This is a genomic window from Streptomyces huasconensis (genome assembly GCF_021028635.1).
GTDB classification, from domain to species: Bacteria; Actinomycetota; Actinomycetes; order Streptomycetales; family Streptomycetaceae; genus Streptomyces; species Streptomyces huasconensis.
In genome coordinates this window covers 4,569,323-4,592,160 of record NZ_CP086119.1, presented here as the reverse complement: position 1 = coordinate 4,592,160, position 22,838 = coordinate 4,569,323, and the positions used below count along the sequence as shown (strand labels likewise).

21 protein-coding genes are annotated in these 22,838 nt (G+C 72.7%); 10 read left to right on the top strand and 11 right to left on the bottom strand.

Annotation, left to right across the window (positions count from 1 at the left end):
* Positions 1-46: 46 nt before the first annotated feature.
* The 4 genes from J2N69_RS20970 to J2N69_RS20955 form a co-directional block, all read right to left on the bottom strand.
* The gene (locus J2N69_RS20970) at positions 47-391 is read right to left on the bottom strand and encodes an SH3 domain-containing protein (RefSeq protein ID WP_392721488.1); all 345 of its coding nucleotides are present in this window, start codon (positions 389-391) and stop codon (positions 47-49) included.
* A gap of 106 nt (positions 392-497) precedes the next feature.
* Positions 498-2,351: a dihydroxy-acid dehydratase gene (gene ilvD, locus J2N69_RS20965; RefSeq protein ID WP_230902146.1), complete on the bottom strand. Its 1,854-nt coding sequence runs from the start codon at positions 2,349-2,351 to the stop codon at positions 498-500.
* Between the two features lie 293 nt (positions 2,352-2,644).
* Entirely contained in the window at positions 2,645-3,469 is an 825-nt protein-coding gene (locus J2N69_RS20960) for a sugar phosphate isomerase/epimerase family protein (protein WP_127910881.1), read from the bottom strand.
* 58 nt (positions 3,470-3,527) lie between these two features.
* The gene (locus J2N69_RS20955; protein WP_230902145.1) at positions 3,528-4,460 is read right to left on the bottom strand and encodes a Ppx/GppA family phosphatase; all 933 of its coding nucleotides are present in this window, start codon (positions 4,458-4,460) and stop codon (positions 3,528-3,530) included.
* Positions 4,461-4,873: 413 nt separating this feature from the next.
* Between J2N69_RS20955 and J2N69_RS20950 the strand changes: the two genes are divergently transcribed.
* Positions 4,874-5,665: a DUF3109 family protein gene (locus J2N69_RS20950; RefSeq protein ID WP_230904802.1), complete on the top strand. Its 792-nt coding sequence runs from the start codon at positions 4,874-4,876 to the stop codon at positions 5,663-5,665.
* Positions 5,666-5,716: 51 nt separating this feature from the next.
* On the opposite strand, the gene J2N69_RS20945 is transcribed toward J2N69_RS20950, so the two are convergent.
* A complete protein-coding gene (locus tag J2N69_RS20945; RefSeq protein WP_408056762.1) occupies positions 5,717-7,462 on the bottom strand; it encodes a BACON domain-containing protein in 1,746 nt (581 codons plus the stop codon).
* 181 nt (positions 7,463-7,643) lie between these two features.
* Here J2N69_RS20945 and radA point away from each other — a divergent pair, with 181 nt between their 5' ends.
* A complete protein-coding gene (radA, locus tag J2N69_RS20940; RefSeq protein WP_230902143.1) occupies positions 7,644-9,053 on the top strand; it encodes a DNA repair protein RadA in 1,410 nt (469 codons plus the stop codon).
* 79 nt (positions 9,054-9,132) lie between these two features.
* On the top strand, positions 9,133-10,257 hold the full coding sequence (disA, locus tag J2N69_RS20935; protein WP_230902142.1) for a DNA integrity scanning diadenylate cyclase DisA: 1,125 nt from the start codon (positions 9,133-9,135) through the stop codon (positions 10,255-10,257).
* Positions 10,258-10,311: 54 nt separating this feature from the next.
* Here disA and J2N69_RS20930 read toward each other — a convergent pair whose 3' ends face one another.
* Positions 10,312-11,112, bottom strand: a complete 801-nt coding sequence (locus J2N69_RS20930) for a hypothetical protein (RefSeq protein ID WP_230902141.1) — start codon at positions 11,110-11,112, stop codon at positions 10,312-10,314.
* Between the two features lie 173 nt (positions 11,113-11,285).
* Here J2N69_RS20930 and J2N69_RS20925 point away from each other — a divergent pair, with 173 nt between their 5' ends.
* Complete coding sequence (locus J2N69_RS20925) at positions 11,286-12,044, top strand: phosphatase PAP2 family protein (RefSeq protein WP_330166823.1); 759 nt, start codon at positions 11,286-11,288, stop codon at positions 12,042-12,044.
* A gap of 27 nt (positions 12,045-12,071) precedes the next feature.
* Here J2N69_RS20925 and J2N69_RS20920 read toward each other — a convergent pair whose 3' ends face one another.
* On the bottom strand, positions 12,072-12,734 hold the full coding sequence (locus J2N69_RS20920) for a response regulator transcription factor (protein ID WP_230904801.1): 663 nt from the start codon (positions 12,732-12,734) through the stop codon (positions 12,072-12,074).
* Positions 12,735-12,762: 28 nt separating this feature from the next.
* Positions 12,763-14,343 carry a sensor histidine kinase gene (locus tag J2N69_RS20915; RefSeq protein WP_230902140.1) on the bottom strand — a complete coding sequence of 527 codons (1,581 nt, stop codon included), beginning with the start codon at positions 14,341-14,343 and terminating at the stop codon, positions 12,763-12,765.
* Positions 14,344-14,499: 156 nt separating this feature from the next.
* Between J2N69_RS20915 and J2N69_RS20910 the strand changes: the two genes are divergently transcribed.
* The 5 genes from J2N69_RS20910 (at position 14,500) to cseC (ending at position 19,077) form a co-directional block, all read left to right on the top strand.
* Positions 14,500-15,435, top strand: a complete 936-nt coding sequence (locus J2N69_RS20910) for an HhH-GPD family protein (protein ID WP_272595835.1) — start codon at positions 14,500-14,502, stop codon at positions 15,433-15,435.
* Positions 15,436-15,640: 205 nt separating this feature from the next.
* The gene (locus tag J2N69_RS20905) at positions 15,641-16,189 is read left to right on the top strand and encodes a SigE family RNA polymerase sigma factor (RefSeq protein WP_127910876.1); all 549 of its coding nucleotides are present in this window, start codon (positions 15,641-15,643) and stop codon (positions 16,187-16,189) included.
* Positions 16,177-16,821, top strand: a complete 645-nt coding sequence (locus tag J2N69_RS20900) for a hypothetical protein (protein ID WP_408056761.1) — start codon at positions 16,177-16,179, stop codon at positions 16,819-16,821. Before J2N69_RS20905 ends, J2N69_RS20900 begins: the two co-directional genes overlap by 13 nt.
* Before the next feature lie 104 nt (positions 16,822-16,925).
* Positions 16,926-17,639: a two-component system response regulator CseB gene (cseB, locus tag J2N69_RS20895; protein WP_127910874.1), complete on the top strand. Its 714-nt coding sequence runs from the start codon at positions 16,926-16,928 to the stop codon at positions 17,637-17,639.
* Positions 17,640-17,700: 61 nt separating this feature from the next.
* Entirely contained in the window at positions 17,701-19,077 is a 1,377-nt protein-coding gene (cseC, locus tag J2N69_RS20890) for a two-component system sensor histidine kinase CseC (RefSeq protein ID WP_230902139.1), read from the top strand.
* Positions 19,078-19,096: 19 nt separating this feature from the next.
* Here the strand turns inward: cseC and J2N69_RS20885 are convergent, their stop codons facing one another.
* Positions 19,097-19,543 (bottom strand): VOC family protein, encoded by a 447-nt coding sequence (locus J2N69_RS20885; protein ID WP_230902138.1) that lies wholly within the window; start codon positions 19,541-19,543, stop codon positions 19,097-19,099.
* Between the two features lie 36 nt (positions 19,544-19,579).
* A complete protein-coding gene (locus J2N69_RS20880) occupies positions 19,580-21,208 on the bottom strand; it encodes an MDR family MFS transporter (protein WP_443049197.1) in 1,629 nt (542 codons plus the stop codon).
* 153 nt (positions 21,209-21,361) lie between these two features.
* Between J2N69_RS20880 and J2N69_RS20875 the strand changes: the two genes are divergently transcribed.
* Positions 21,362-21,949: a TetR/AcrR family transcriptional regulator gene (locus tag J2N69_RS20875; RefSeq protein ID WP_230902137.1), complete on the top strand. Its 588-nt coding sequence runs from the start codon at positions 21,362-21,364 to the stop codon at positions 21,947-21,949.
* Between the two features lie 33 nt (positions 21,950-21,982).
* Here the strand turns inward: J2N69_RS20875 and J2N69_RS20870 are convergent, their stop codons facing one another.
* Complete coding sequence (locus J2N69_RS20870) at positions 21,983-22,660, bottom strand: M23 family metallopeptidase (RefSeq protein ID WP_127910870.1); 678 nt, start codon at positions 22,658-22,660, stop codon at positions 21,983-21,985.
* Positions 22,661-22,838: the final 178 nt, after the last annotated feature.

Sequence of the window (22,838 nt, the reverse complement as noted above, 5' to 3'; positions counted from 1 at the left end):
CTTCGGCGGCCGGGTGAGCCACCCGCTGCCGAGTGGCGGCGGGTGCTCAGCAGCGCGGCGCCACGTACCCGTCGCTGCCCGTGCGGACGTACGTGTCCGAGACGTAGCGGCCGCTGCCGATGCGGTCCCAGAGGTTCGAGGTGCCCGTCGGGCCGGTGACCGTCTCGCCCGGCTTCTGGCACTGGATGGTGACGCGGGTGCCGGCGCTCAGCCGGCCGACCTTGGAGTACGACGTGCCGGGCCCGGAGCGGACGTTGGCGGCCGCAGCGATGGCGTACGTCGTGGCGGCCGTGGCAGCCGTCGCCTCGACCATGGCTTCGACCGCGGCTTCGACCGCGGCTTCGGCCGTGGCGCGGTCGGTCGTCTCCGGTGTGATGACGTTCTCGCTCACTGTGTTCCCCCGTAACCGGCGGCGCGGGCCGCCCTTGGCGTGTTCCTCACACCAAGGACGCGCCCGCGCCGCGAAAGGTTTCCGGGGTTGCCGGTCGGTCGCCGGTTCAGCCGAGCTTCGACACGTCCCGCACCGCGCCCTTGTCGGCGCTGGTCGCCATCGCCGCGTACGCGCGCAGGGCGGCGGAGACCTTCCGCTCGCGGCTCTTGGGCTCGTACACACCGCCCAGGGCCTCGCGGCGGGCGGCCAGTTCCTCGTCGGGGACGAGGAGTTCGATCGAGCGGCCGGGGATGTCGATGCGGATGCGGTCGCCGTCCTCGACGAGTGCGATGGTGCCGCCGGACGCCGCCTCGGGCGAGGCGTGGCCGATCGACAGGCCCGAGGTGCCGCCGGAGAAGCGGCCGTCGGTGACCAGGGCGCAGGTCTTGCCGAGGCCGCGGCCCTTCAGGAAGGAGGTCGGGTAGAGCATCTCCTGCATGCCGGGGCCGCCCTTGGGGCCTTCGTAGCGGATGACGACGACGTCGCCTTCCTTGACGGCCTTGTTGAGGATCTTCTCGACGGCCTCTTCCTGCGAGTCGCAGACGACCGCGGGGCCCTCGAAGGTCCAGATCGACTCGTCGACGCCCGCGGTCTTCACGACGCAGCCGTCCACGGCGATGTTGCCCTTGAGGACGCCGAGGCCGCCGTCCTTGGAGTAGGCGTGGGCGACGTCGCGGATGCAGCCGTTGGCGGCGTCCGTGTCGAGGGTGTCCCACCGCTCGGACTGCGAGAAGGCCTCGGCGGAGCGCTTGCAGCCGGGGGCCGCGTGCCACAGCTCGACGGCCTCCTCGGAGGCGGAGCCGGAGCGGACGTCCCAGGTGTCCAGCCACTCCTTGATGGAGGGCGCGTGGACGGTGTGCACGTCCTCGTTGAGGAGGCCGCCGCGGTACAGCTCGCCGAGGATCGCGGGGATGCCGCCCGCGCGGTGCACGTCCTCCATGTAGTACGTGGTCGTGGGCGCCGCGTTCGGGGCGACCTTGGCCAGGCAGGGGACGCGGCGCGAGACGGCGTCGATGTCGGTCAGGTCGTAGTCGACCTCGGCCTCGCGGGCGGCGGCGAGCAGGTGCAGGATCGTGTTCGTGGAGCCGCCCATGGCGATGTCGAGGGCCATGGCGTTCTCGAAGGCGGCGTGGGTGGCGATGCTACGCGGCAGGACGGAGGCGTCGTCACCGCCGTAGTACCGCTCGGTGATCTCGACGACCGTCCGGCCTGCCTTCTCGTACAGCTCCTTGCGGGCGGTGTGGGTGGCGAGGACCGTGCCGTTGCCCGGCAGGGAGAGGCCGATGGCCTCGGTGAGGCAGTTCATCGAGTTGGCGGTGAACATGCCGGAACAGGAGCCGCAGGTCGGGCAGGCGTTCTCCTCGATGCGGAGCATGTCCTCGTCGGAGATGCTCTCGTCCACGGCGTCGCTGATCGCGTTGACCAGGTCCAGCTTGCGGACCGTGCCGTCGACGAGGGTGGCCTGGCCGGCCTCCATGGGGCCGCCGGAGACGAAGACCGTCGGGATGTTGAGGCGCAGGGCGGCCATCAGCATGCCGGGGGTGATCTTGTCGCAGTTGGAGATGCAGATCAGGGCGTCGGCGCAGTGGGCCTCGACCATGTACTCCACGGAGTCGGCGATCAGGTCGCGCGAGGGCAGGGAGTACAGCATGCCGCCGTGGCCCATCGCGATGCCGTCGTCCACGGCGATCGTGTTGAACTCGCGCGGGATGCCGCCGGCCTCGCGGATCGCCTCGGAGACGATGCGGCCGACCGGCTGGAGGTGGGTGTGGCCGGGCACGAACTCCGTGAAGGAGTTGGCGACGGCGATGATCGGCTTCCGCCCGATGTCGGCCCCGGGTACACCGGAGGCGCGCATAAGGGCGCGGGCGCCCGCCATGTTGCGGCCGTGGGTGACTGTGCGGGACCTGAGCTCGGGCATCGTCGCTCGCTCCTTCGTAGAGATGGGGCTGCTGTCGAGCGTACGCCGCGGCTCCAGGATCTGGACAGGGTGTCCGGATGGCGGGACGGGCATCTCGGCGGGCGAGCGGGGTTCGGTTGTACGGGCCCGGGCCGCGCCCTGCGCCCGTCCGCCGAGGCCAGAGCCATGCCCTGCCCCCGTCCGCCGAGGCCGGCGGCTCGGCCGTGATCACGTACCGCCGCAGGGCGATGCCGCGCACGGACGGCTTCTCGTATCCCTGTTTGATTCGGAGAACTTACGGCGCGTCGCGGAGGTCACGAGCGGGGCACCCGGACCGCCGACGCCAGGTGCAGCCGCGTGAAGGCGAGCGCTTCGGCGAGGTCGGCCTCGCGCTCGGCACTGGACATCGCGCGCCGGGTGTTGACCTCGATGACGACGTGCCCGTCGAAGCCGGTGGTCGCCAGGCGCTCCAGCAGCTCGGCGCACGGCTGGGTGCCGCGGCCGGGGACGAGGTGCTCGTCCTTGGCGGAGCCCTTGCCGTCGGCGAGGTGGACGTGGCCGAGGCGGTCGCCCATCCGGCCGATCATGTCCATGGCGTCCGTGCGGGCGGTCGCGGTGTGGGAGAGGTCGACCGTGAAGTGGCGGTAGTCGTCCTTGGTGACGTCCCAGTCGGGGGCGTACGCGAGCATCTCGCGGTCGCGGTAGCGCCAGGGGTACATGTTCTCGACGGCGAAGCGCACGTCGGTCTCTTCGGCCATCCGCCAGATTCCGGCGACGAAGTCGCGCGCGTAGTTGCGCTGCCAACGGAAGGGCGGGTGCACCACGACCGTGGACGCGTCGAGCTTCTCGGCGGCGGCCTTCGCGCGCTGGAGCTTGACCCACGGGTCGGTGGACCAGACGCGCTGCGTGATCAGCAGGCACGGGGCGTGGACGGCGAGGATCGGGATCTGGTGGTAGTCGCTGAGCCTGCGCAGCGCCTCGATGTCCTGGCTGACGGGGTCGGTCCAGACCATGACCTCGACGCCGTCGTAGCCGAGGCGCGCGGCGATCTCGAAGGCCGTCGCCGTCGACTCCGGATAGACCGAGGCCGTCGACAGGGCGACCTTCGCATCCGGGATGCGCACCACTGGTTCTGCCACGGAAGACAGGGTACGGGCCGCGTCCGGACGCCGGGGAGGTGGCCTCATGCCGTCCCGCTCACACTCCCGGAAGGTGGTCGAGCCGCCGCAGGATCACGCCCTCGCGCAGCGCCCACGGGCAGATCTCCACGGACTCGATCCCGAAGAGGTCCATCGCGCCCTCCGCGACGAGCGCCCCGGCGAGCAGCTGCCCGGCCCGCCCCTCGGAGACGCCGGGCAGCTCCGCGCGCTCCCGCGTGGTCATCGCGGCGAGCTGCGGCACCCAGTCCTCCAGGGACTTCCGCTTCAGTTCGCGCTGTACGTAGAGACCGTCGGCGGAGCGTGCGGCTCCCGCGAGGCGGGCGAGCTGCTTGAACGTCTTCGACGTGGCCACGATGTGGTCGGGGGCGCCGAAGCGGGCGAACTCCCCCACCGTGCGGGCGATCTGGGCGCGCACGTGCCGTCGCAGCGCCTTCACGTCGGAGGGGTCCGGCGGGTCCGTCGGCAGCCAGGCCGCGGTGAGCCGGCCGGCGCCGAGCGGCAGGCTGACCGCGCAGTCCGGCTCCTCGTCCATGCCGTACGCGACCTCCAGCGAGCCGCCGCCGATGTCCAGGAGGAACAGCTTGCCCGCCGACCAGCCGAACCAGCGCCGGGCGGCCAGGAACGTGAGCTTGGCCTCCTCCTCGCCGGAGAGCACCTTCAGGTCGACGCCGGTCTCCTGCCTGACCCGGGCCAGGACGTCGTCCGCGTTGGTCGCCTCGCGCACGGCGGAGGTGGCGAACGGCAGCACTTCCTCCACGCCCTTGTCCTCCGCGGCCTCCACGGCGTCCCGCACGGTGGCGACCAGGCGGTCGACGCCGTCGGGCCCGATCGCCCCCGCGGGGTCGAGGAGTTGGGCCAGGCGCAGGTCGGCCTTGTGGGAGTGCGCGGGCAGGGGGCGCGCGCCGGGATGGGCGTCGACCACGAGCAGATGCACCGTGTTCGACCCCACGTCGAGGACACCGAGTCTCATGCACGGAACGCTACGCCGAGTGGGGCGCCCGGCTGGCCCCGGGCGGCTCACCGCACGCATACCCTGGAGTTGTGCCAAAGACGAAAAAGACGAAGGCCGACAAATCGACGTCGGGGAAGTCGTCGCCCAAGCCGCCCGGGTCCCAGGAGCCGACGATTCAAGGGGAGCTGGAGAAGGTGGGAATTCCGGGCAAGGCCGAGAAGCCGGGGAAGTCGGGTAAGCCGAGCAAGGCCGGTAAGGGTGACAAGTCCGGCAAGGCAGACAGTGCGGGCAAGACGGGCAAGGCGCACAAGTCTGGCCGGAAAGCCGGGGAGTCGGAGCAGACCCTGAAGCCCGTGCAGCCCGTACAGTCCGGGAAGGCCGGAGAGCCCGGAAAGGCCGCTCCGATCGGCCGGCCCGAGAAGGCCGAGGAGATCGGGAAGTCCGGCAAGCCGGCCCGGACCGGCCGGGGCGAACCGGACGAGAAGGGCCTGGACTTCGCCCGGGCCTGGGTGGAATTCCCCGACCCCGCCGACGAGGAGCAGGTCTTCCGCTGCGACCTGACCTGGCTGACCTCCCGCTGGAACTGCATCTTCGGCAGCGGCTGCCAGGGCATCCAGGCGGGCCGCGCCGACGACGGCTGCTGCACGCTGGGCGCGCACTTCTCCGACGAGGACGACGAGAAGCGCGTCGCCACGTACGTGGAGCGCCTCACGCCCGACATCTGGCAGCACCACGACGTGGGCCGGGAGACCGGCTGGGTCGCCACGGACGAGGACGGCGACCGCCAGACCCGCCCGTTCAACGGCTCGTGCATCTTCCAGAACCGCCCGGGCTTCGCGGGCGGCGCCGGCTGCTCGCTGCACATCCTGGCGCTGCGGGAGGGCCGCGAGCCCCTGGAGACGAAGCCGGACGTCTGCTGGCAGCTGCCGGTGCGCAGGACGTACGAGTGGATCGACCGGCCCGACGACACGCGCGTCCTCCAGGTCTCGATCGGTGAGTACGACCGGCGCGGCTGGGGCCCCGGCGGCCACGACCTGCACTGGTGGTGCACGTCGGCGACCTCGGCGCACGGCGCGGGCGACCCGGTGTACGTCTCCTACCGCCCCGAGCTGATCGAGATGATGGGCAAGGAGGGCTACGACCGCCTGGTGGAGCTGTGCGAGGAGCGCCTCGCCTCGCAACTGCCCCTGCTGGCACCGCACCCGGCGGACCCCGCCCGGTAGGCGCCGCCCGGTGGACGCCGCCCGGTGGACGTCGCGCGAGGCTCGGAGGGCTCACCCCTGGCCGGGCGTGCCCCCGCCCTCACCCGGCGGCGGCGAGGAGTCCCCCGGGTCCGACGGCGTGGGGTCCGGGTCGGTCGGGGTCGGCTTGGGGTCGGGTTCGGTGGGCCCGGGATTCGAGGGGCCGGGGTCGGAGGGTCCCGGGTCCGAGGGGCCGGGGTCGGAGGGCCGGGGGTCGGGCCGCGGTCCCGGACCCGGTGGCGTCGGCGGGCGGCCGTCGCCGTATCCGTCGATGGCGATGACCGCGCCCGAGGGGGCGATGGCGACCTGTGCGCGCCAGGGGCCGGACGGCTCGCGGTTGCGGTCCACGTAGACCTGGATCGTGACGGACTCCCCCGGCGCGAGCGTGCCCGACGAGCGGCTGAGGTAGAGCCAGGACGCCTGCTCGCTCGCCGACCAGCGGACCGGTGAGCCGCCGGACGCCGTGAGCGTGATGAGCGTCGTGTCGCCGCTCGGCTGCGCGTCGACGGTCAGGCGCCCGGGGCCCGTGGCCGAGCCGGGCGAGGACCCGGTGCTGACGACCTCCACGGAGACATCGGGCGAGCGGCCGTCCGCGCCGAAGCCGGGGCCGCCCTTCTTGCGGGCGTTGCCCGCGTTCTCATAGCCGCGTACGCGGTCGCTGCCGAGGCCGCCCCGGCCCTCGCCGTCGCTCGCGGTGACCGCGCCGCCGTCGTGGCCCTCTCCGGTGAGCGGCGCTCCCCGGTAGGCGGCCCACAGGGCGAGCACCGGGGCGGCCACCACGGTGGCGACGACGGTCGTCGTGACGGCACGCGCGCGGAGCCGGTCGCGGCGTGCGGCGTGGTCCTTGGGGTCGATCGGGAAACCCCGCCGGTCGTAGCGGGGATGGGCGCCCCGCGCGCGCGGGAGGTGTGCCATCACCGTGGGCAGGGCGTCCCGCGGGGCCTCGATGACGGGGAGGGTGGCCGGGCTGACGGCCGTGCCGGGCCAGGCGCCCGCCCCGGCGCGCTCGGCGGTGTCGCGGCAGCGCGGGCAGTCGTCGACGTGCCGGACGAGTTCGCGGCGCAGGGCCGTGCCGAGCAGCACCTGGTTGTCGCCGGTGAGGCGGGCGACGATGGGGCAGCTGCCGGTCTCCACGACGGCGAGCGCGGCGCGGGTGCGCTCCACCTCGCAGGCGGCGGAGGCGAGCAGGCCGCGGGCCTTGGCGAGGTCCATGCCGAGGACGGCGGCGATCTCGGCGGGAGCGAGCTGGTGGCGCACGGCCAGCTCCAGGGCCTCCCGCTGCTCGGGGGTCGTGCCGGCGGCTTCGGGCCAGGCCAGCCGGGCCAGTTCGCGGTGGCGGCGCTGCTCGGTCTCCTCCGGGGCCCGCGCGGTGGCGTCCGAGGCGCGCGGGGCGGTCTTCGTGGCGTGGGAGGCGCCGGTGCCCCGGGCGGCGTGCGCGCCCTGGCGCTCGCGCTTGGCTTCGGCCAGACGGCGCAAGCAGACCCAGCGGGCGAGGGCGTAGAGCCAGGCGCGCAGCTCGCGGTCGCCGTGGGGGCCGCGGGAGCCCCGCCGCTCGGCGAGGTGGAGCACGTCTCCCAGCGCCGCGGTCGCCGCGTCGTGATCGCACAGGACGGACAGGCAGTACGTGAACAGCCCGTCCAGGCACGGTTCGTAGCGCGCGGGCGGCATCGCGGGCGGGGTCGTCCGGGGCGCCGGGCGGGACACCGGGCGCTTGCGCGCGTCACGGTGCGCCCGGTGTGCGCCGGTTGCGTTCGCGGGAGTTTCCGGCCTGCTGCTCATCACCCGTGCGAAGTTAGGCGGATGATGCAGGCCGCTTCCTCCCCCTCGCACACATTTAATCCTTACGGGTGAACAGATCCCTCGAAAGGGGACAGGAACCCACCATTCCGCAGTCTTGACTTGCGCGCGGGACCCGTCGCCGCGGAACCCGTTGTCAGTGGCCTCGGCTACGGTTCCGAGCATGGCTGCCCGTACGAAGACCTCCAAGGACAGGCCGTCCTACCGCTGCACCGAGTGCGGCTGGCAGACGGCCAAGTGGCTCGGCCGCTGCCCAGAGTGCCAGGCCTGGGGGACGGTCGAGGAGTACGGCGCGCCCGCGGTCCGCACCACCGCCCCCGGCCGGGTCACCTCCTCCGCCGTCCCGATCGGCGAGGTCGACGGCCGGCAGGCCACCGCGCGCTCCACCGGCGTGCCCGAGCTGGACCGGGTCCTCGGCGGCGGCCTGGTCCCCGGCGCCGTGGTGCTGCTCGCGGGCGAGCCCGGCGTCGGCAAGTCGACCCTCCTGCTCGACGTCTCGGCGAAGGCGGCCAGCGAGGAGCACCGCACCCTCTATGTGACCGGCGAGGAGTCGGCGAGCCAGGTCCGGCTGCGCGCCGACCGCATCGGCGCCATCGACGACCACCTCTATCTGGCCGCGGAGACCGATCTTTCCGCCGTCCTCGGCCACTTGGACGCGGTCAAGCCCTCGCTCCTGGTCCTGGACTCGGTGCAGACGGTCGCCTCGCCCGAGATCGACGGCGCGCCCGGTGGCATGGCGCAGGTCCGCGAGGTCGCGGGCGCCCTGATCCGCGCCTCCAAGGAGCGCGGCATGTCCACCCTCCTGGTGGGCCACGTCACCAAGGACGGCGCGATCGCAGGCCCCCGCCTCCTGGAGCACCTGGTCGACGTGGTGCTCCAGTTCGAGGGCGACCGGCACGCGCGCCTGCGCCTGGTCCGCGGCGTCAAGAACCGGTACGGCACGACGGACGAGGTCGGCTGCTTCGAGCTGCACGACGAGGGCATCACCGGCCTCGCCGATCCCAGCGGCCTCTTCCTGACCCGCCGCGCCGAGCCCGTCCCCGGCACCTGCCTCACCGTCACCCTGGAGGGCCGCCGCCCCCTGGTCGCCGAGGTCCAGGCGCTCACCGTCGACTCGCAGATCCCGAGCCCCCGGCGCACCACCTCCGGGCTGGAGACCTCCCGGGTCTCGATGATGCTGGCCGTCCTGGAGCAGCGCGGCCGGATCACGGCCCTCGGCAAGCGGGACATCTACAGCGCGACGGTCGGCGGCGTGAAGCTCTCCGAGCCCGCCGCGGACCTCGCCGTCGCCCTCGCCCTGGCCAGCGCGGCGAGCGACACCCCGCTCCCGAAGAACCTCGTGGCGATCGGCGAGGTGGGCCTGGCGGGCGAGGTCAGACGGGTCACGGGCGTCCAGCGCAGGCTGGCCGAGGCCCACCGCCTCGGCTTCACCCACGCCCTCGTGCCGACCGATCCCGGCCGGATTCCCGCCGGTATGAAGGTCATCGAAGTCGCCGACATGGGTGACGCGCTGCGCGTCCTTCCGCGATCCCGTCGCCGAGAGGCCCCACGGGCGGAGGAAGAGCGCCGGTAGACTTTGCCCTGGTCTCGCCCATCCGTACGAAGTCAGACGTACGCAAGAGGCTTGGACAACCTGCGACCGAGGGAGTGCAGTGGCAGCCAACGACCGGGCAGCGAACCCCGGCAAGTCCGGCGGAAGCTCGGCCGCCGATGTGCTGATGCGCGCCTCTCTGAGCGCCGTCGCGCCCGGCACGGCCCTGCGCGACGGCCTCGAACGCATCCTGCGCGGCAACACCGGAGGCCTCATCGTCCTCGGCTGGGACAAGACCGTCGAGTCGATGTGCACGGGCGGCTTCAGCCTGGACGTCGAGTTCACGGCGACGCGCCTGCGCGAGCTGTGCAAGCTCGACGGCGGCATCGTCCTCGACAAGGACATCACCAAGATCCTGCGCGCCGGCGTGCAGCTGGTGCCGGACCCGAAGATCCCCACCGAGGAGACGGGCACCCGGCACCGCACCGCGGACCGCGTCTCCAAGCAGGTCGGTTTCCCGGTCGTCTCCGTCTCCCAGTCCATGCGCCTGATCGCGCTGTACGTGGACGGGCAGCGCCGCGTCCTGGAGGACTCGGCGGCGATCCTCTCCCGCGCCAACCAGGCCCTCGCGACCCTGGAGCGGTACAAGCTCCGCCTCGACGAGGTCGCGGGCACGCTCTCCGCCCTGGAGATCGAGGACCTGGTGACGGTCCGGGACGTCACGGCGGTCGCCCAGCGCCTGGAGATGGTGCGCCGCATCGCCACCGAGATCGCCGAGTACGTGGTGGAGCTGGGCACGGACGGCCGTCTCCTCGCCCTCCAGCTCGACGAGTTGATCGCGGGCGTGGAGCCCGAGCGCGAGCTGGTCGTCAGGGACTACGTGCCCGAGCCGACGGCCAAGCGCTCCCGCACGGTCGACGAGGCGCTGTCCGAGCTGGACGCCCTCACCCACGCGGAGCTGCTCGAACTGCCCACCGTGGCGCGGGCCCTGGGGTACACCGGCTCCCCGGAGGCCCTGGACTCCGCCGTCTCCCCGCGCGGCTTCCGCCTCCTCGCCAAGGTGCCCCGTCTTCCCGGCGCCATCATCGACCGCCTCGTCGAGCACTTCGGCGGCCTCCAGAAGCTGCTCGCCGCCAGCGTGGACGACCTCCAGACGGTGGACGGCGTGGGCGAGGCCCGCGCCCGCAGCGTCCGCGAGGGCCTCTCGCGCCTCGCGGAGTCGTCGATCCTTGAGCGGTACGTCTAGCCTCCGGCCCCTCGCCGCCCCGGCTCCCTCAGGGGCTCTCTCAGGCCCTGGCTTCTAGTCCTTCTCCAGGACGAACGACGCCCGGGCGGTCGCGAGGCCAGGGGTCTTCGCCTCGACGAGGTAGGTGCCGGCGGGCGCCGCGCCCGGCGCGGGCGTCGCGCACTTGGGGGCGCTGGCGCGGCGGTCCCACTGCACGGTGTGCGTGATGCGGCCGTCGGCCGGGACGCGCAGCAGCAGGCTGCCGCTTCCGGCGGGGCAGTCGTCGGAGGACCAGAACGCGTCGTCGCCGTCGGCCTGGGTGATCGTCAAGACCGTTGTCCGGCCGCCCAGATCGACCTTGCAGGCCTTGCCGCCGGTGTTCTCGGCGATCAGCTCGAACTTCGGCTTCTCGTCGATCCCGTACGCGTTCTGGACGCTGCGCACCTTCAACTTGACCGCGCTGCCGGTGCAGTTGGGCAGCTTCGTGCCGGCCGGGAGCCGGTCGCCGGAGCCGCCGCCGCCCTTGGCGTCGTCCGAACCGCCGCCGACGGAGGCATCCGCGCCACCGGAGTCCCCGGAACCCGAGCCCCCGGAGCCGCCCGACCCGGAACCGGAACCGGAGCCTTCGCTCGACTCGTCCCGTCCGCCCGGGTGTTGGCTGATCGCGGGCCCGGAGCTGGAGGGCCCCGGGGTGATCGACGTGGCGGGGCCGTTGCCGCCCGGCCCGTCGGCGCCGTTGTTTCCGCCGCCGCCCCCGGAGGTGGCGACCCAGACGGCGAGTAGCACCAGCAGGGCGAACACGGACAGCAGGACGGCCCTCCGACGCCAGTAGATGGTGGAGGGAAGCGGCCCGACCGGATTGCGCAGAGATCCCACGCCCAAACCTTACGAGAGATCCGCCGCGTGTCCTGCCCCACCCGCCGTCCTGGGCAACAAAGTTTGTAGATCATCATCCCGGAACGGCCTTCCGGCCCTGTCGATCGTCGGGGGAGCCCCCGTATCGATCGCCGGATGTGACGATTCGGCCGCACTCCGTACCGTCCGTAATCATGGACACCATGGACGACGATCTCTACCGCGACATCACCGACTTCGCCCACGACACTCCGTCGTGGTTCCAGCACCTCGCCGAGGTGTGGACGGAGCTCGGCCTGCTTCTCTTCGGCGTGCTCTTCATCGTCGCCTGGTGGCGGGCCCGGCGCGGTGATCCCCGCGCCCTCGCCATCGCGGTGCTCGCCCCGCTCGCCACCGCGGTGGCGTACGTGTGCAGCGAGTTGCTCAAGTCCGTGATCGACGAGGAGCGCCCCTGCCGGGCGGTGTCCGGCGCGCTGAAGCCGCTCGTCGAGTGCCCCGCCTACGGCGACTGGTCCTTCCCGAGCAACCACTCGACGATCGCGGGCGCCGCCGCCGTCGGCCTCGCGCTCGCCTGGCCGCGCATCGCCGCGCTGACGGTCCCGATGGCCGTGCTGATGGCGTTCTCGCGGGTCTTCGTCGGCGTGCACTACCCGCACGACGTGGCGGTCGGTCTCGTCCTCGGCGCGATCCTGGCGTTCGTGGTGGTACGGATCACCACGCGGCCCGTGGCGCGCGTCGGTCAGGCGATGCGGGGCTCCTCGAACGGTCTTGTGAAGTGGTTCGCGGGCCCGGGCCCCGCCCTCGCGCCGTCCCCCGCGACGGACCCGGCGGCGTACGACTCGCCGACGATGTCGTTCCGCCGCTACGACGCTCACCAGCACCCCGGCCACGACCCTTACCGCCACGACTCGCAGCACCACGACCCGCAGCACCACGACTCGCGCCGCCACTGACGCGGACACGGTGCCGCGCCGCGGGGCTCAGTCCGCTTCCGGGACGAGCCCCGCCTCGTACGCGACGATCGCCGCCTGGACGCGGTTCCTGACGTCGAGCCGCTCGAGGACCGCGCTCACATACGCCTTGACCGTGCCTTCGACGAGGTGCAGCCGGGCGGCGATCTCCGGGTTGGACAGGCCCGCGCCGACCAGGCCGAGGACCTCGCGTTCGCGCGGGGTGAGGGCCGAGACGCGGGCGCGGGCCTCGGCGCCGCGGCCCATGCGCCGGGCGCCGAAGCCGTCGATGACGTGCCGGGCCACCTTCGGCGAGAGGAAGGCGGCGCCGCCCGCCACCGCCCGTACACCGGCGATGAGTTCATGCGGGTCGCCGGACTTCAGCAGGAAACCGGTGGCGCCGCCGCCCAGCGCCCGGGCCACGTACGCGTCCTCGGAGAACGTCGTCAGCATGGCGACCGCGGTCCCCGGCACGGTACGGACGATCTCCTCACCGGCGGCGAGGCCGTCCAGGCGCGGCATGCGGATGTCGAGCAGCGCCACGTCGGGCCGGTGGGCCTGCGCGAGGAGGACGGCCTCGCGTCCGTCGGCGGCCTCGGCGACGACCTCGATGTCGCCGCCCGCGGCGAGGATGGCGTGCACACCCGCGCGGATCATGGCCTCGTCGTCGGCCAGCAGGACCCGGATGGCCATCGTCTGGTTCACCGCACACGCTCCCTGTTCACCGCACACGCTCCTTGTGCATCTCACCTGCCGTGGGGATCACGGCCTTGTCCACGAGGCGGTCCCGGTCGCCCTCGCTGTCGCCGCTGTCGCCGCCGAAGCAGAGCCTGAAGTAGGGGACGGCCGTGAAGAGTTCGCCGCTCGCGCGGTAGTACGCGCAGTCGGCGCCCTCCGGTGGCGGGGTCGGCGCGCGCTCCACGGGCGGGTCGGTGGCCGCCTGGTCCGGCAGCAGGTGCGCCACCTCGGCGCGCGGGACGCCGAGGCGCAGCCGTGCGTAGTCGGCGGGGTCGAGGACCTGGTGGGTGCGCGAGTACGCGTACCAGGCGAAGGTCCCGCCGACGAGCAGCGCGCCCGTGGCCACGGCGGCGCCGAAGGCGAGGACGGTGCGGCGGCGCGCGTACGCGAGGCGGGCACCGAAGGGGGGCGGGGGCGCGGGGGCGGCTCGCTCGGCGGGCACGCGCGCGGTGACCCGGAAGCCGTCGCCGTGCGGCCCCGCGTCGAAGGTGCCGCCCAGGTCGGTGACCCGGGCCCGCAGGCCGCGCAGCCCGCTGCCGCCCTCGGAGGGCGAACCCGGCTCCCGGGGGCGGCCGTTGGTGACGGTGACCGTCGTCGCGTCCCGGCCGCGCGCCACGGTGACGGTGACGTGGGCGCCGGGCGCGTGCCGGGCGGCGTTGGTGAGGGCTTCCTGGACAACGCGGTGGACGGTGCGCTCGGCGGGCGCCGCCTCGGCCGACGGAGGCACGGATGCGTGGGCGTCCGCCTCGTCCTCGTACGCGATCTCAAGTCCCGACTCCGCGGCGCGGGCGACGAGTTCCGCGACGCTCTCCCCGGCGGGTGCGAGCGGGGCCCGCTCGTCGTCGTCCTCGCGGAGCAGGCCGATGATCGCGTGCAGCCGGTCCGTGGCCTGTGAGGCCGCCGCGCGGAGGTCGGCGGCGGCCGCGCGGTGCCGGTCCGGCAGGTCGGGGGCGACCTGGAGGGCGCCGGCGCGGACGGCGATCAGGCTCAGTTCGTGGCCCAGGGAGTCGTGCATGTCCTGGGCGATGCGCGCCCGTTCCCGCAGCCGGGCGCGGTCGGCGACGATGCGCTGCTCACGCTCCAGCTGGTCGGCGCGCGCCCAGCCGGCGGCGGCCAGTTCACGGCCCTGGCGCCAGTAGCGGCCGGTGAGCCACGGGAAGACCGTGCCGAAGACGAGCGTGCCCATGAGGACCAGCCACTCGACCACGGGGTCGACGTCGCGCACGGCGATCTTGACCGTGCCGGCGAGGGCGACGGCGCCGAAGGCGAGCAGCGCGGGGCGGGCGCGGTCGGCGCGGCGGCCGAGGAGCAGGGCGAAGACGGCGAGGGCGGGTCCGTAGGAGAGCGTGAAGAGGGAGGAGCCGGTGGCGAGCCCGAGGGCGGCCGCCGCGAGGAAGGCGGGCAGCGGCCCGGTCCGGCGGACGGCGACGGCGCCCGCGAGGACGGCGAGCGAGGCGGCCTGCTGCCACGCCGGCCGGGGTTCGTTCATGCCGAGCCGGTCCACCGACACCACGGGGACGGTGAGCGCCGCCCACAGCAGCACGCTCCTCGTACGTCTCTCCACTCGCCCGACGCTACGTGTCCGGTGGCACCCGCCACCCCTGCCGATCGTCAGGTGTGCGCCGCCCGGCGCGGCGGCGGCCCCCCAGGAACACGCCCCGCCCCGCGGAACCCGTGGACCCGTGGAACCCGACGCGGCCGTGGCAGGATCGGTGGTGCCATGACTGCTCCCACGAAGCCCATGCCGAACAGCCCGGCCCCGGGGAACTCCCCCGAGCCCACCGGGGACGCCCTCCACACTCCCGTCATCGCCTGGTTCGACGCGCACGCCCGTGATCTTCCGTGGCGGCGCGAGGACGCCGGGCCGTGGGGCGTGATGGTCAGCGAGTTCATGCTCCAGCAGACGCCCGTCAGCCGGGTGCTGCCCGTGTACGAGCAGTGGCTGGCCCGCTGGCCCCGCCCCGCCGACCTCGCCAAGGAGGCGCCCGGTGAGGCCGTGCGCGCCTGGGGGCGGCTCGGTTACCCGCGCCGCGCCCTGCGGCTGCACGGCGCGGCCGTCGCCATAACGGAGCGGCACGGCGGCGACGTACCCACGCACCACGCCCAGCTGCTCGCGCTGCCCGGCATCGGGGAGTACACCGCGGCCGCCGTGGCGTCCTTCGCGTACGGGCAGCGGCACGCCGTCCTGGACACCAACGTGCGCCGGGTCTTCGCGCGGGCGGTGACCGGGGTGCAGTACCCGCCGAACGCGACGACGGCCGCTGAGCGCAGGCTCGCCCGCGCCCTGCTGCCCGAGGACGAGCGCACCGCCTCGCGCTGGGCCGCCGCCTCGATGGAGCTGGGGGCGCTGGTGTGCACCGCCAAGAACGAGAACTGCGCGCGGTGCCCGATCGCCGCGCAGTGCGCCTGGCGCGCGGCGGGCAAGCCCGCGCACGACGGCCCGGCCCGCCGCGGCCAGACGTACGCGGGCACGGACCGCCAGGTGCGCGGCAAGCTGCTCGCGGTGCTCCGCGAGGCGCTGACGCCGGTGCCGCAGGCGGTGCTCGACCAGGTGTGGGACGAGCCGGTGCAGCGGGCCCGCGCGCTGGACGGCCTGGTCGCGGACGGTCTCGTCGAGCCGCTGCCCGACGGCCTCTACCGGCTGCCCCTGACCTGACGGCGGTGGCGCCCGGGGCCCTTGGCACGCCGTGCGCGGGCAGGTGTTTACGCGCGTCCTACTTCTGTTACACAACCTACGCACAGCCGTGCGTCCGCCGCTGGCTGCTCCGCACAACCCCGTGACACGGCCTCCGTAGCTTCTTACCTGTACCGCACAGGCAAGGACCGCGGTCGACATGGGGACGGAACGGAGGCGGTTTGATATGGCGCACGGCGAGGTGCTCGAGTTCGAAGAGTACGTCCGCACTCGGCAGGACGCCCTGCTGCGCAGTGCCCGGCGCCTGGTCCCTGACCCCGTCGACGCGCAGGACCTGCTGCAGACCGCGCTCGTACGGACGTACGGCCGCTGGGAGGGCATAGCCGACAAGCGGCTCGCCGACGCCTATCTGCGCCGCGTCATGATCAACACGCGGACCGAGTGGTGGCGGGCGCGCAAGCTCGAAGAGGTGCCCACCGAGCAGCTGCCCGACGCGCGCGTGGAAGACTCCACCGAACAGCACGCGGACCGCGCTCTGCTCATGGACATCATGAAGGTGCTCGCACCCAAGCAGCGCAGCGTCGTCGTGCTGCGACACTGGGAGCAGATGTCCACAGAGGAGACGGCCGCCGCACTCGGCATGTCGGCCGGAACGGTCAAGAGCACGCTGCACCGGGCGCTCGCCCGGCTCCGCCAGGAGCTGGAGAGCCGGGACCGCGAGGAACTGGTTGCAGGCGCGCTCGGACGTGAGGAGCGGGAGCGTTGCGCGGCCTAGGCCCTGCGGCCACGTCAGGTGTGAAGGCGGTGAGTACGGCGGTGGCCGGGCTCGCCGCCGTCGGCCTTTCCCTGTCCGCCTGCTCGACCGGTGGTTCCGGCGCGCGCGACGAGGGCCCGGCCCGCAGCGAGCCGGTGATGTCCGCCGCGCCGTCGGCGTCGCCGTCGGTCTCCGTGCCGTCGGAGAAGGTCGACGCGGTGCGGCTCGTCAAGAACGACCCGAAGGTCAGCCCGGCGGTCAAGCGGGACCTGAAGCCGTGCGCGGGCAAGACGTACCCGATCGACGTGTCGTACGGCGACCTCACCGGAGGCTCCGCCGCCGATGTCGTGGTGAACGTCCTGACCTGCGCGGACGCCGTCGGCATCGGCAGCTACGTGTACCGCGCCGAGGGCGGCGGGTACAAGAATGTCTTCACGGCCGAGGAGCCCGCGTCCGTCTACGCCGAGATCGACCGGGGCGACCTCGTCGTGACGAAGCAGCTGTACGAGAAGGGCGACTCGGTGGCGTATCCCTCCGGCGAGGAAGTGATCACCTACCGCTGGTCGGCGCACCACTTCACCGAGGCGGACCGCACGCGCAGCGACTTCAGCGACGCGGTGGGCGGCGAGACGCCCGCGCCGGAGGCGGAGTGACGGCCGGCGCCGAGACCCTCGTAGAGCCGCGGAGATCCGCAGAATCCGCAGAGATCCGCAGAGACCGTACAGAGCAGAGCACCGAGAAGGACTGAGAGCATCCGATGGCAGAGCAGACCCATGTCCTGTTCGTCGAGGACGACGACGTCATCCGTGAGGCCACGCAGCTCGCCCTGGAGCGCGACGGCTTCGCGGTGACGGCGATGCCCGACGGGCTGGCGGGCCTTGAGGCGTTCCGCGCGAACCAGCCGGACATCGCGCTGCTCGACGTCATGGTGCCCGGCCTGGACGGCGTCTCGCTGTGCCGCCGCATCCGTGACGAGTCGACCGTGCCCGTGATCATGCTGTCGGCGCGGGCCGACTCCATCGACGTCGTGCTGGGCCTGGAGGCGGGCGCCGACGACTACGTGACCAAGCCGTTCGACGGGGCCGTCCTGGTCGCCCGTATCCGTGCCGTCCTGCGGCGCTTCGGGCACGCCAGCGGTCCGGGCTCGACGCCGTCCGCGGCGGACGAGCGCTCCTCGGCCGACGGCGGCGTGCTGCACTTCGGCGATCTGGAGATCGACACGGAGGGCATGGAGGTCCGCAGGGGCGGCACCCCGGTCGGGCTGACGCCGACCGAGATGCGGCTGCTCCTGGAGTTCTCGTCCGCGCCCGGCACGGTCCTGTCCCGCGACAAGCTCCTGGAGCGCGTGTGGGACTACGGCTGGGGCGGCGACACCCGCGTCGTCGACGTCCATGTGCAGCGGCTGCGCACGAAGGTGGGCCAGGACCGCATCGAGACGGTCCGCGGCTTCGGCTACAAGCTCAAGGCGTGAGCGGACGCGTGACGAACGGCGCACGGCGGCGGCCCCGGGGCCGCGGACTCGGGGGACGTACATGAACGGGGGCGGCAGGGCGGTCCGGCGCGTCCGCGAGGCGCTCCGGACCGGTGTGGGCACCGGTCTGCGCACCGGCGTGCGGTGGAAGATCAGCGCGGCGATCGCGCTGGTCGGCGCGCTGGTCGCGGTGGCGCTGAGCCTGGTCGTGCACAACGCCGCGCGCGTCTCGATGCTGGACAACGCGCGCGACGTGCAGGACGAGCGCATCCAGTTCGCGCTGCGGCTGTACTCCGCCTCGCAGCGCCAGACCCTCCAGTTCGGCACGAAGGTCGACGACCCGGAACTCCCCACGGAGCTGCGGGAGAAGGTCCTCACGGGCCGCCGCGCCACCTACGTCGAGGACAAGCCGGACGGGGTCCCGGACATCTGGGCCGCCGTGCCGCTCGCCGACGGGCACGTCCTGTCGCTGCACTCCCGCTTCACCGACCGCAGCGCCACCGTCATGAAGGACCTCGACCAGGCCCTGGTCATCGGTTCGATCGCGGTCGTCTTCGGCGGCTGCGCGCTGGGCGTGCTGATCGGCGGGCAGCTGTCGCGGCGCCTGCGCAAGGCGGCGACGGCGGCGAGCGAGGTCGCCCAGGGGCAGACGGACGTCAGCGTCCGCGAGGCGATCGGCGGTGTCGTCAAGGACGAGACCGACGATCTGGCGAGCGCCGTGGACGCGATGGCCGACGCCCTCAAGCAGCGTCTGGAGGCCGAGCGCCGGGTGACCGCCGACATCGCGCACGAGCTGCGCACCCCGGTGACCGGGCTGCTCACGGCGGCCGAGCTGCTGCCGCCGGGCCGCCCGAGCGAGCTGGTCAAGGACCGCGCCCAGGCGATGCGCACCCTCGTCGAGGACGTCCTCGAAGTGGCGCGCCTGGACTCCGCGGCCGAGCGGGCCGAGTTGCAGGACATCACCCTCGGCGAGTTCGTGACGCGGCGGATGGCGTCCCTGACGGCGGACGTGAGCGTGACGGTGGTGCACGAGTCGGAGGTCACCACCGACCCGCGCCGCCTGGAGCGCATCCTCGGCAACCTCGTCGCCAACGCCGCCAAGCACGGCAAGCCGCCCATCGAGGTCAGCGTCGAGGGCCGCGTGGTCCGGGTGCGCGACCACGGGCCCGGCTTCCCCGAGGCCCTCCTCGACGAGGGCCCGAGCCGCTTCCGCACGGGCAGCACCGACCGGGCGGGGCACGGCCACGGCCTCGGTCTCACGATCGCGGCGGGCCAGGCGCGGGTGCTCGGGGCGCGGCTGACCTTCCGCAACGTACGCCCGGCGGGGGCGGCGCCCGAGGAGCCCTCGGAGGGCGCGGTCGCCGTGCTGTGGCTGCCGGAGCACGCGCCCACGAACACGGGGAGCTACCCGGTCCTGCAGCTGCCGGACACCCTCTGACGGCCGGCCGCCGCAGGGGTCAGCAGGACCAGTCCTTGTCGAGGTCGAGGCCGCCCTCGCGGCGCTGCGTGAACGAGAACCAGTTCCCGGAGTCGTCGCGGAAGAGCGCCTCGGTGCCGTACGGACGCTCCTGCGGCTCCTGGAGGAACTCCACGCCGCGCGCCTTCAGCTTCTCGTAGTCCCCGTGGACGTCGTCGGTGACGAGGACGCCCGCGCCGAGGACGCCCTTGGCGACCAGCTTCTTCATGGCCTCGGCCGACTCGTCGTCCAGGGACGGCGGGCCCGGCACCATCAGCGTCAGCTCCACGTCCGGCTGGTCCTTGGCACCGACGGTGAGCCAGCGCATGCCGCCGTCGCCCATCGTCATGTCCGTGCGGACCTCCAGGCCCAGCTTCTCGGTGTAGAACTCCTTGGCCCGGTCCTGGTCGAGGACCCAGACGGTGGAGATGGCGAGTCCCTTGATCATGACGTGCCTCCCGACAGCCGTGCCGCCGTCATCCGGTCATACGTCGATGTTGGCACGCGGCACTGACACCGGCCCCTCGCCCACGGGCTCGCTGTCGGCGGGGCCCGCGCCCCGCAGCGGGGTCTCCTTCACGAAGAGCGAGGCGAGCAGCGCGGCCACGCCGATGGCGGCGCCGAGCAGGAACGCCGCGTGCGTACCGGAGGAGACCGCGAACTTGTACGCGTCGCTGACCTGCTCCGGCAGTTTCGCGAGGCTCGCCGCGTCGAGCTGCGCCGACTTCTCGGTGACCTTGCCGCCCAGCTCGCCCGCGCGCTCGGCCATCACCCGCTGGACGCGGTCGTTGAAGAGCGCGCCCATGATCGCGACGCCGAAGGAGGAGCCGAGCGTACGGAAGAGCGTGGCCGAGGACGAGGCGACGCCCATGTCCTTCATCTCGACGCTGTTCTGGGCGACGAGCATGGTGATCTGCATCAGGAAGCCCATGCCGGCGCCGAGCACCGCCATGTAGAGGCCCGAGGTGAGCCGCGAGGTCCCGGTGTCCATCTGCGCCAGCAGGAAGAAGCCGACGATCATCAGTACGGTGCCGACGATCGGGAAGGCCTTGTACTTGCCGGTGGCCGTGGTGAACCGCCCGGCGAACATCGAGACGGCCATCATCGACAGCAGCAGCGGGAGCAGCAGCAGCCCGGAGTTGGTCGCCGAGGCACCCTGCACGGACTGCTGGTAGAGCGGCAGGAAGAGCATCGCGCCGAACATCACGAAGCCGGTGATGAAGCCGATGACGGCCATCAGCGAGAAGTTGCGGCTGCGGAAGATGTGCAGCGGCATGATCGGCTCGGCGGCCTTCGTCTGTACGAGGAGGAAGCCGATGAGCGAGACGACGCCGATGGCGATCAGCTCCATGATCACGGCGGAGCCCCAGGCGTACTCCGTGCCGCCCCAGGTGGTGACGAGGACGAGCGCGCTGATGCCGACCGTGAGCAGGGCCGCGCCGAGGTAGTCGATGCGCCCCTCGGCCTTCTTCTTGGGCAGGTGCAGGACGGCGGTCACCATGGCGAGCGCCACGGCGCCGAGCGGCAGGTTGATGTAGAAGGCCCAGCGCCAGCCGAGGTGGTCGGTGATGGTGCCGCCGACGAGCGGGCCGCCGATCATCGCGACCGCCATGACGCCCGTCATCATGCCCATGTACTTGCCGCGCTCACGCGGCGGCACGAGGTCGCCGATGATCGCCATGACGCCCACCATGAGGCCGCCCGCGCCGAGGCCCTGGATGGCACGGAAGCCGATGAGCTGCCCCATGTCCTGGGCCATGCCGCTCAGCGCGGAGCCGACCAGGAAGATGACGATCGCGGTGAGGAAGGCGCCCTTGCGGCCGTACATGTCGCCGACCTTGCCCCAGATGGGGGTCGAAGCGGCGGTCGCGAGGGTGTAACCGGTCACGACCCACGACAGGTGTTCGAGGCCGCCGAGGTCGCCGAGGTCGCCGACGATGGTCGGCATCGCGGGGCTCACGATCATGTTGTCGAGCATCGCGAGCAGCATCGCGATCATCAGTGCCATGAGCACGACGCGCACGCTGCGCGGCTGCGGTCCGGCCTTTCCTATCGGCCCTTGCGGCTCGGTTCCCTGCTGCGGTCCGGCTTGCGCCGTGCTGGTGTTCGCCATGTTCCCCACTCCCGCGACTTCCAGGACGCCCCTGACGCCCCGCTGCACCCGCCCGACGCCTTACTTGCCGCCCGGCTAGTTGACTACACTGAGGGAAGGTAGACCCCCAACTAGCCGGGCGTCAAGTAAGTTAATGGAGTCGAGGAGCACCCGATGGGCACGGGCACAGGCAATCAGCAGCGCCGCGGCGACACCCGCCAGCGCATCCAGGACGTGGCCCTCGAACTCTTCGCCGCGCAGGGGTACGAGAAGACGTCACTGCGCGAGATCGCGGAGCACCTTCAGGTCACGAAGGCGGCGCTTTACTACCACTTCAAGACCAAGGAGGCCATCCTCACCAGCATCTTCGAGGACCTCACCCGGCCCATCGACGAGCTGATCGAGTGGGGTCACCAGCAGCCGCAGCCGCCCTCGCTCGAGGTCCGGCAGCAGGTCCTGCGCCGCTACAGCGAGATCCTGGTCCACGCGGCGCCGCTCTTCCGCTTCATGCAGGAGAACCAGGCCACGATGCGCGATCTGAAGGCGGGCGAGAGTTTCAAGGAGCGCATGTTCGGGCTCCACGAGATCCTCAAGGACCCGGACGCGCCGATGGCCGACCAGGTGCGGTGCTTCAGCGCGCTGTTCACCATGCATGCCGGGATGTTCGTGCTGAAAGACCTCGAAGGCGACCCCGAGGAGAAGCGGAAGGCCATCCTCGAAGTCGCCATCGATCTGGTCACGCAGGCTCACTCGGGCGACTGAGCCCGGGGCACCGCGGCAAGGGGGTCGGACGGGTCAGACCTTCACGCCCACCGAGCGCAGGAAGGCGACCGGGTCCACGGCCGTGCCGTAGTTGGGGGTCGTGCGGATCTCGAAGTGCAGGTGAGGGCCGCTGGAGTTGCCGGTGTTGCCGGAGAGGGCGACGCGCTGGCCGGTGCCCACGTTCTGGCCCACGCGGACGTCGACCTGCGAGAGGTGCGCGTACTGGGAGTACGTGCCGTTGCTGTGCTTGATCACGACGGCGTTGCCGTACGCGGGACCGTCACCGGCGCCGTTGGGGCCGGCCTTGACGACCGTACCGCCGTGCACGGCGTGGACCGGGGTGCCGACCGAGACGGCGAAGTCCTGGCCGGAGTGCTTGTGGGACCACATGCTGCCGCCGAGACCGAAGCTGGCGGAGAGCGTGTAGCGCTGGACCGGGTGGACCCAGGCGGCGGCCTTCGGAGCCTTGGGGGCGGCCTTCTTGACCGCGGCGGCCTTGACCTTCTGGGCGGCCTTGGCCTGGGCGGCGGCCTGCGCGTGGACGGAGTTCACCGTGACGCGGGGCAGCGCGCCGCCGCTCTGGGCGCTGTCCGCAGCGACCGAGACCCCGGCCCCGAGAACCGCCGACATCCCGAGGCCCGCGGCGACGACGGCCGCCCGCGCACGGGTGAGGGACGGACGGGGATGGTGGGACTTGGTGCGCTTCGACATGAGGACGTCCTTCGGAGCTTGGTGACGAGACAGGCGTGAGAGAACCGGCGGACGGGAGCGGGGGAGGTCCCGCTGAGCACGCTTCGCCGGGTCGGCCATCCCTTGGTAACCCGCCCTCGGCCCACGCCCAAACCCCCCATCTACTACCGAAAGCCGTAGCCGACCGTCAGGATTTCGA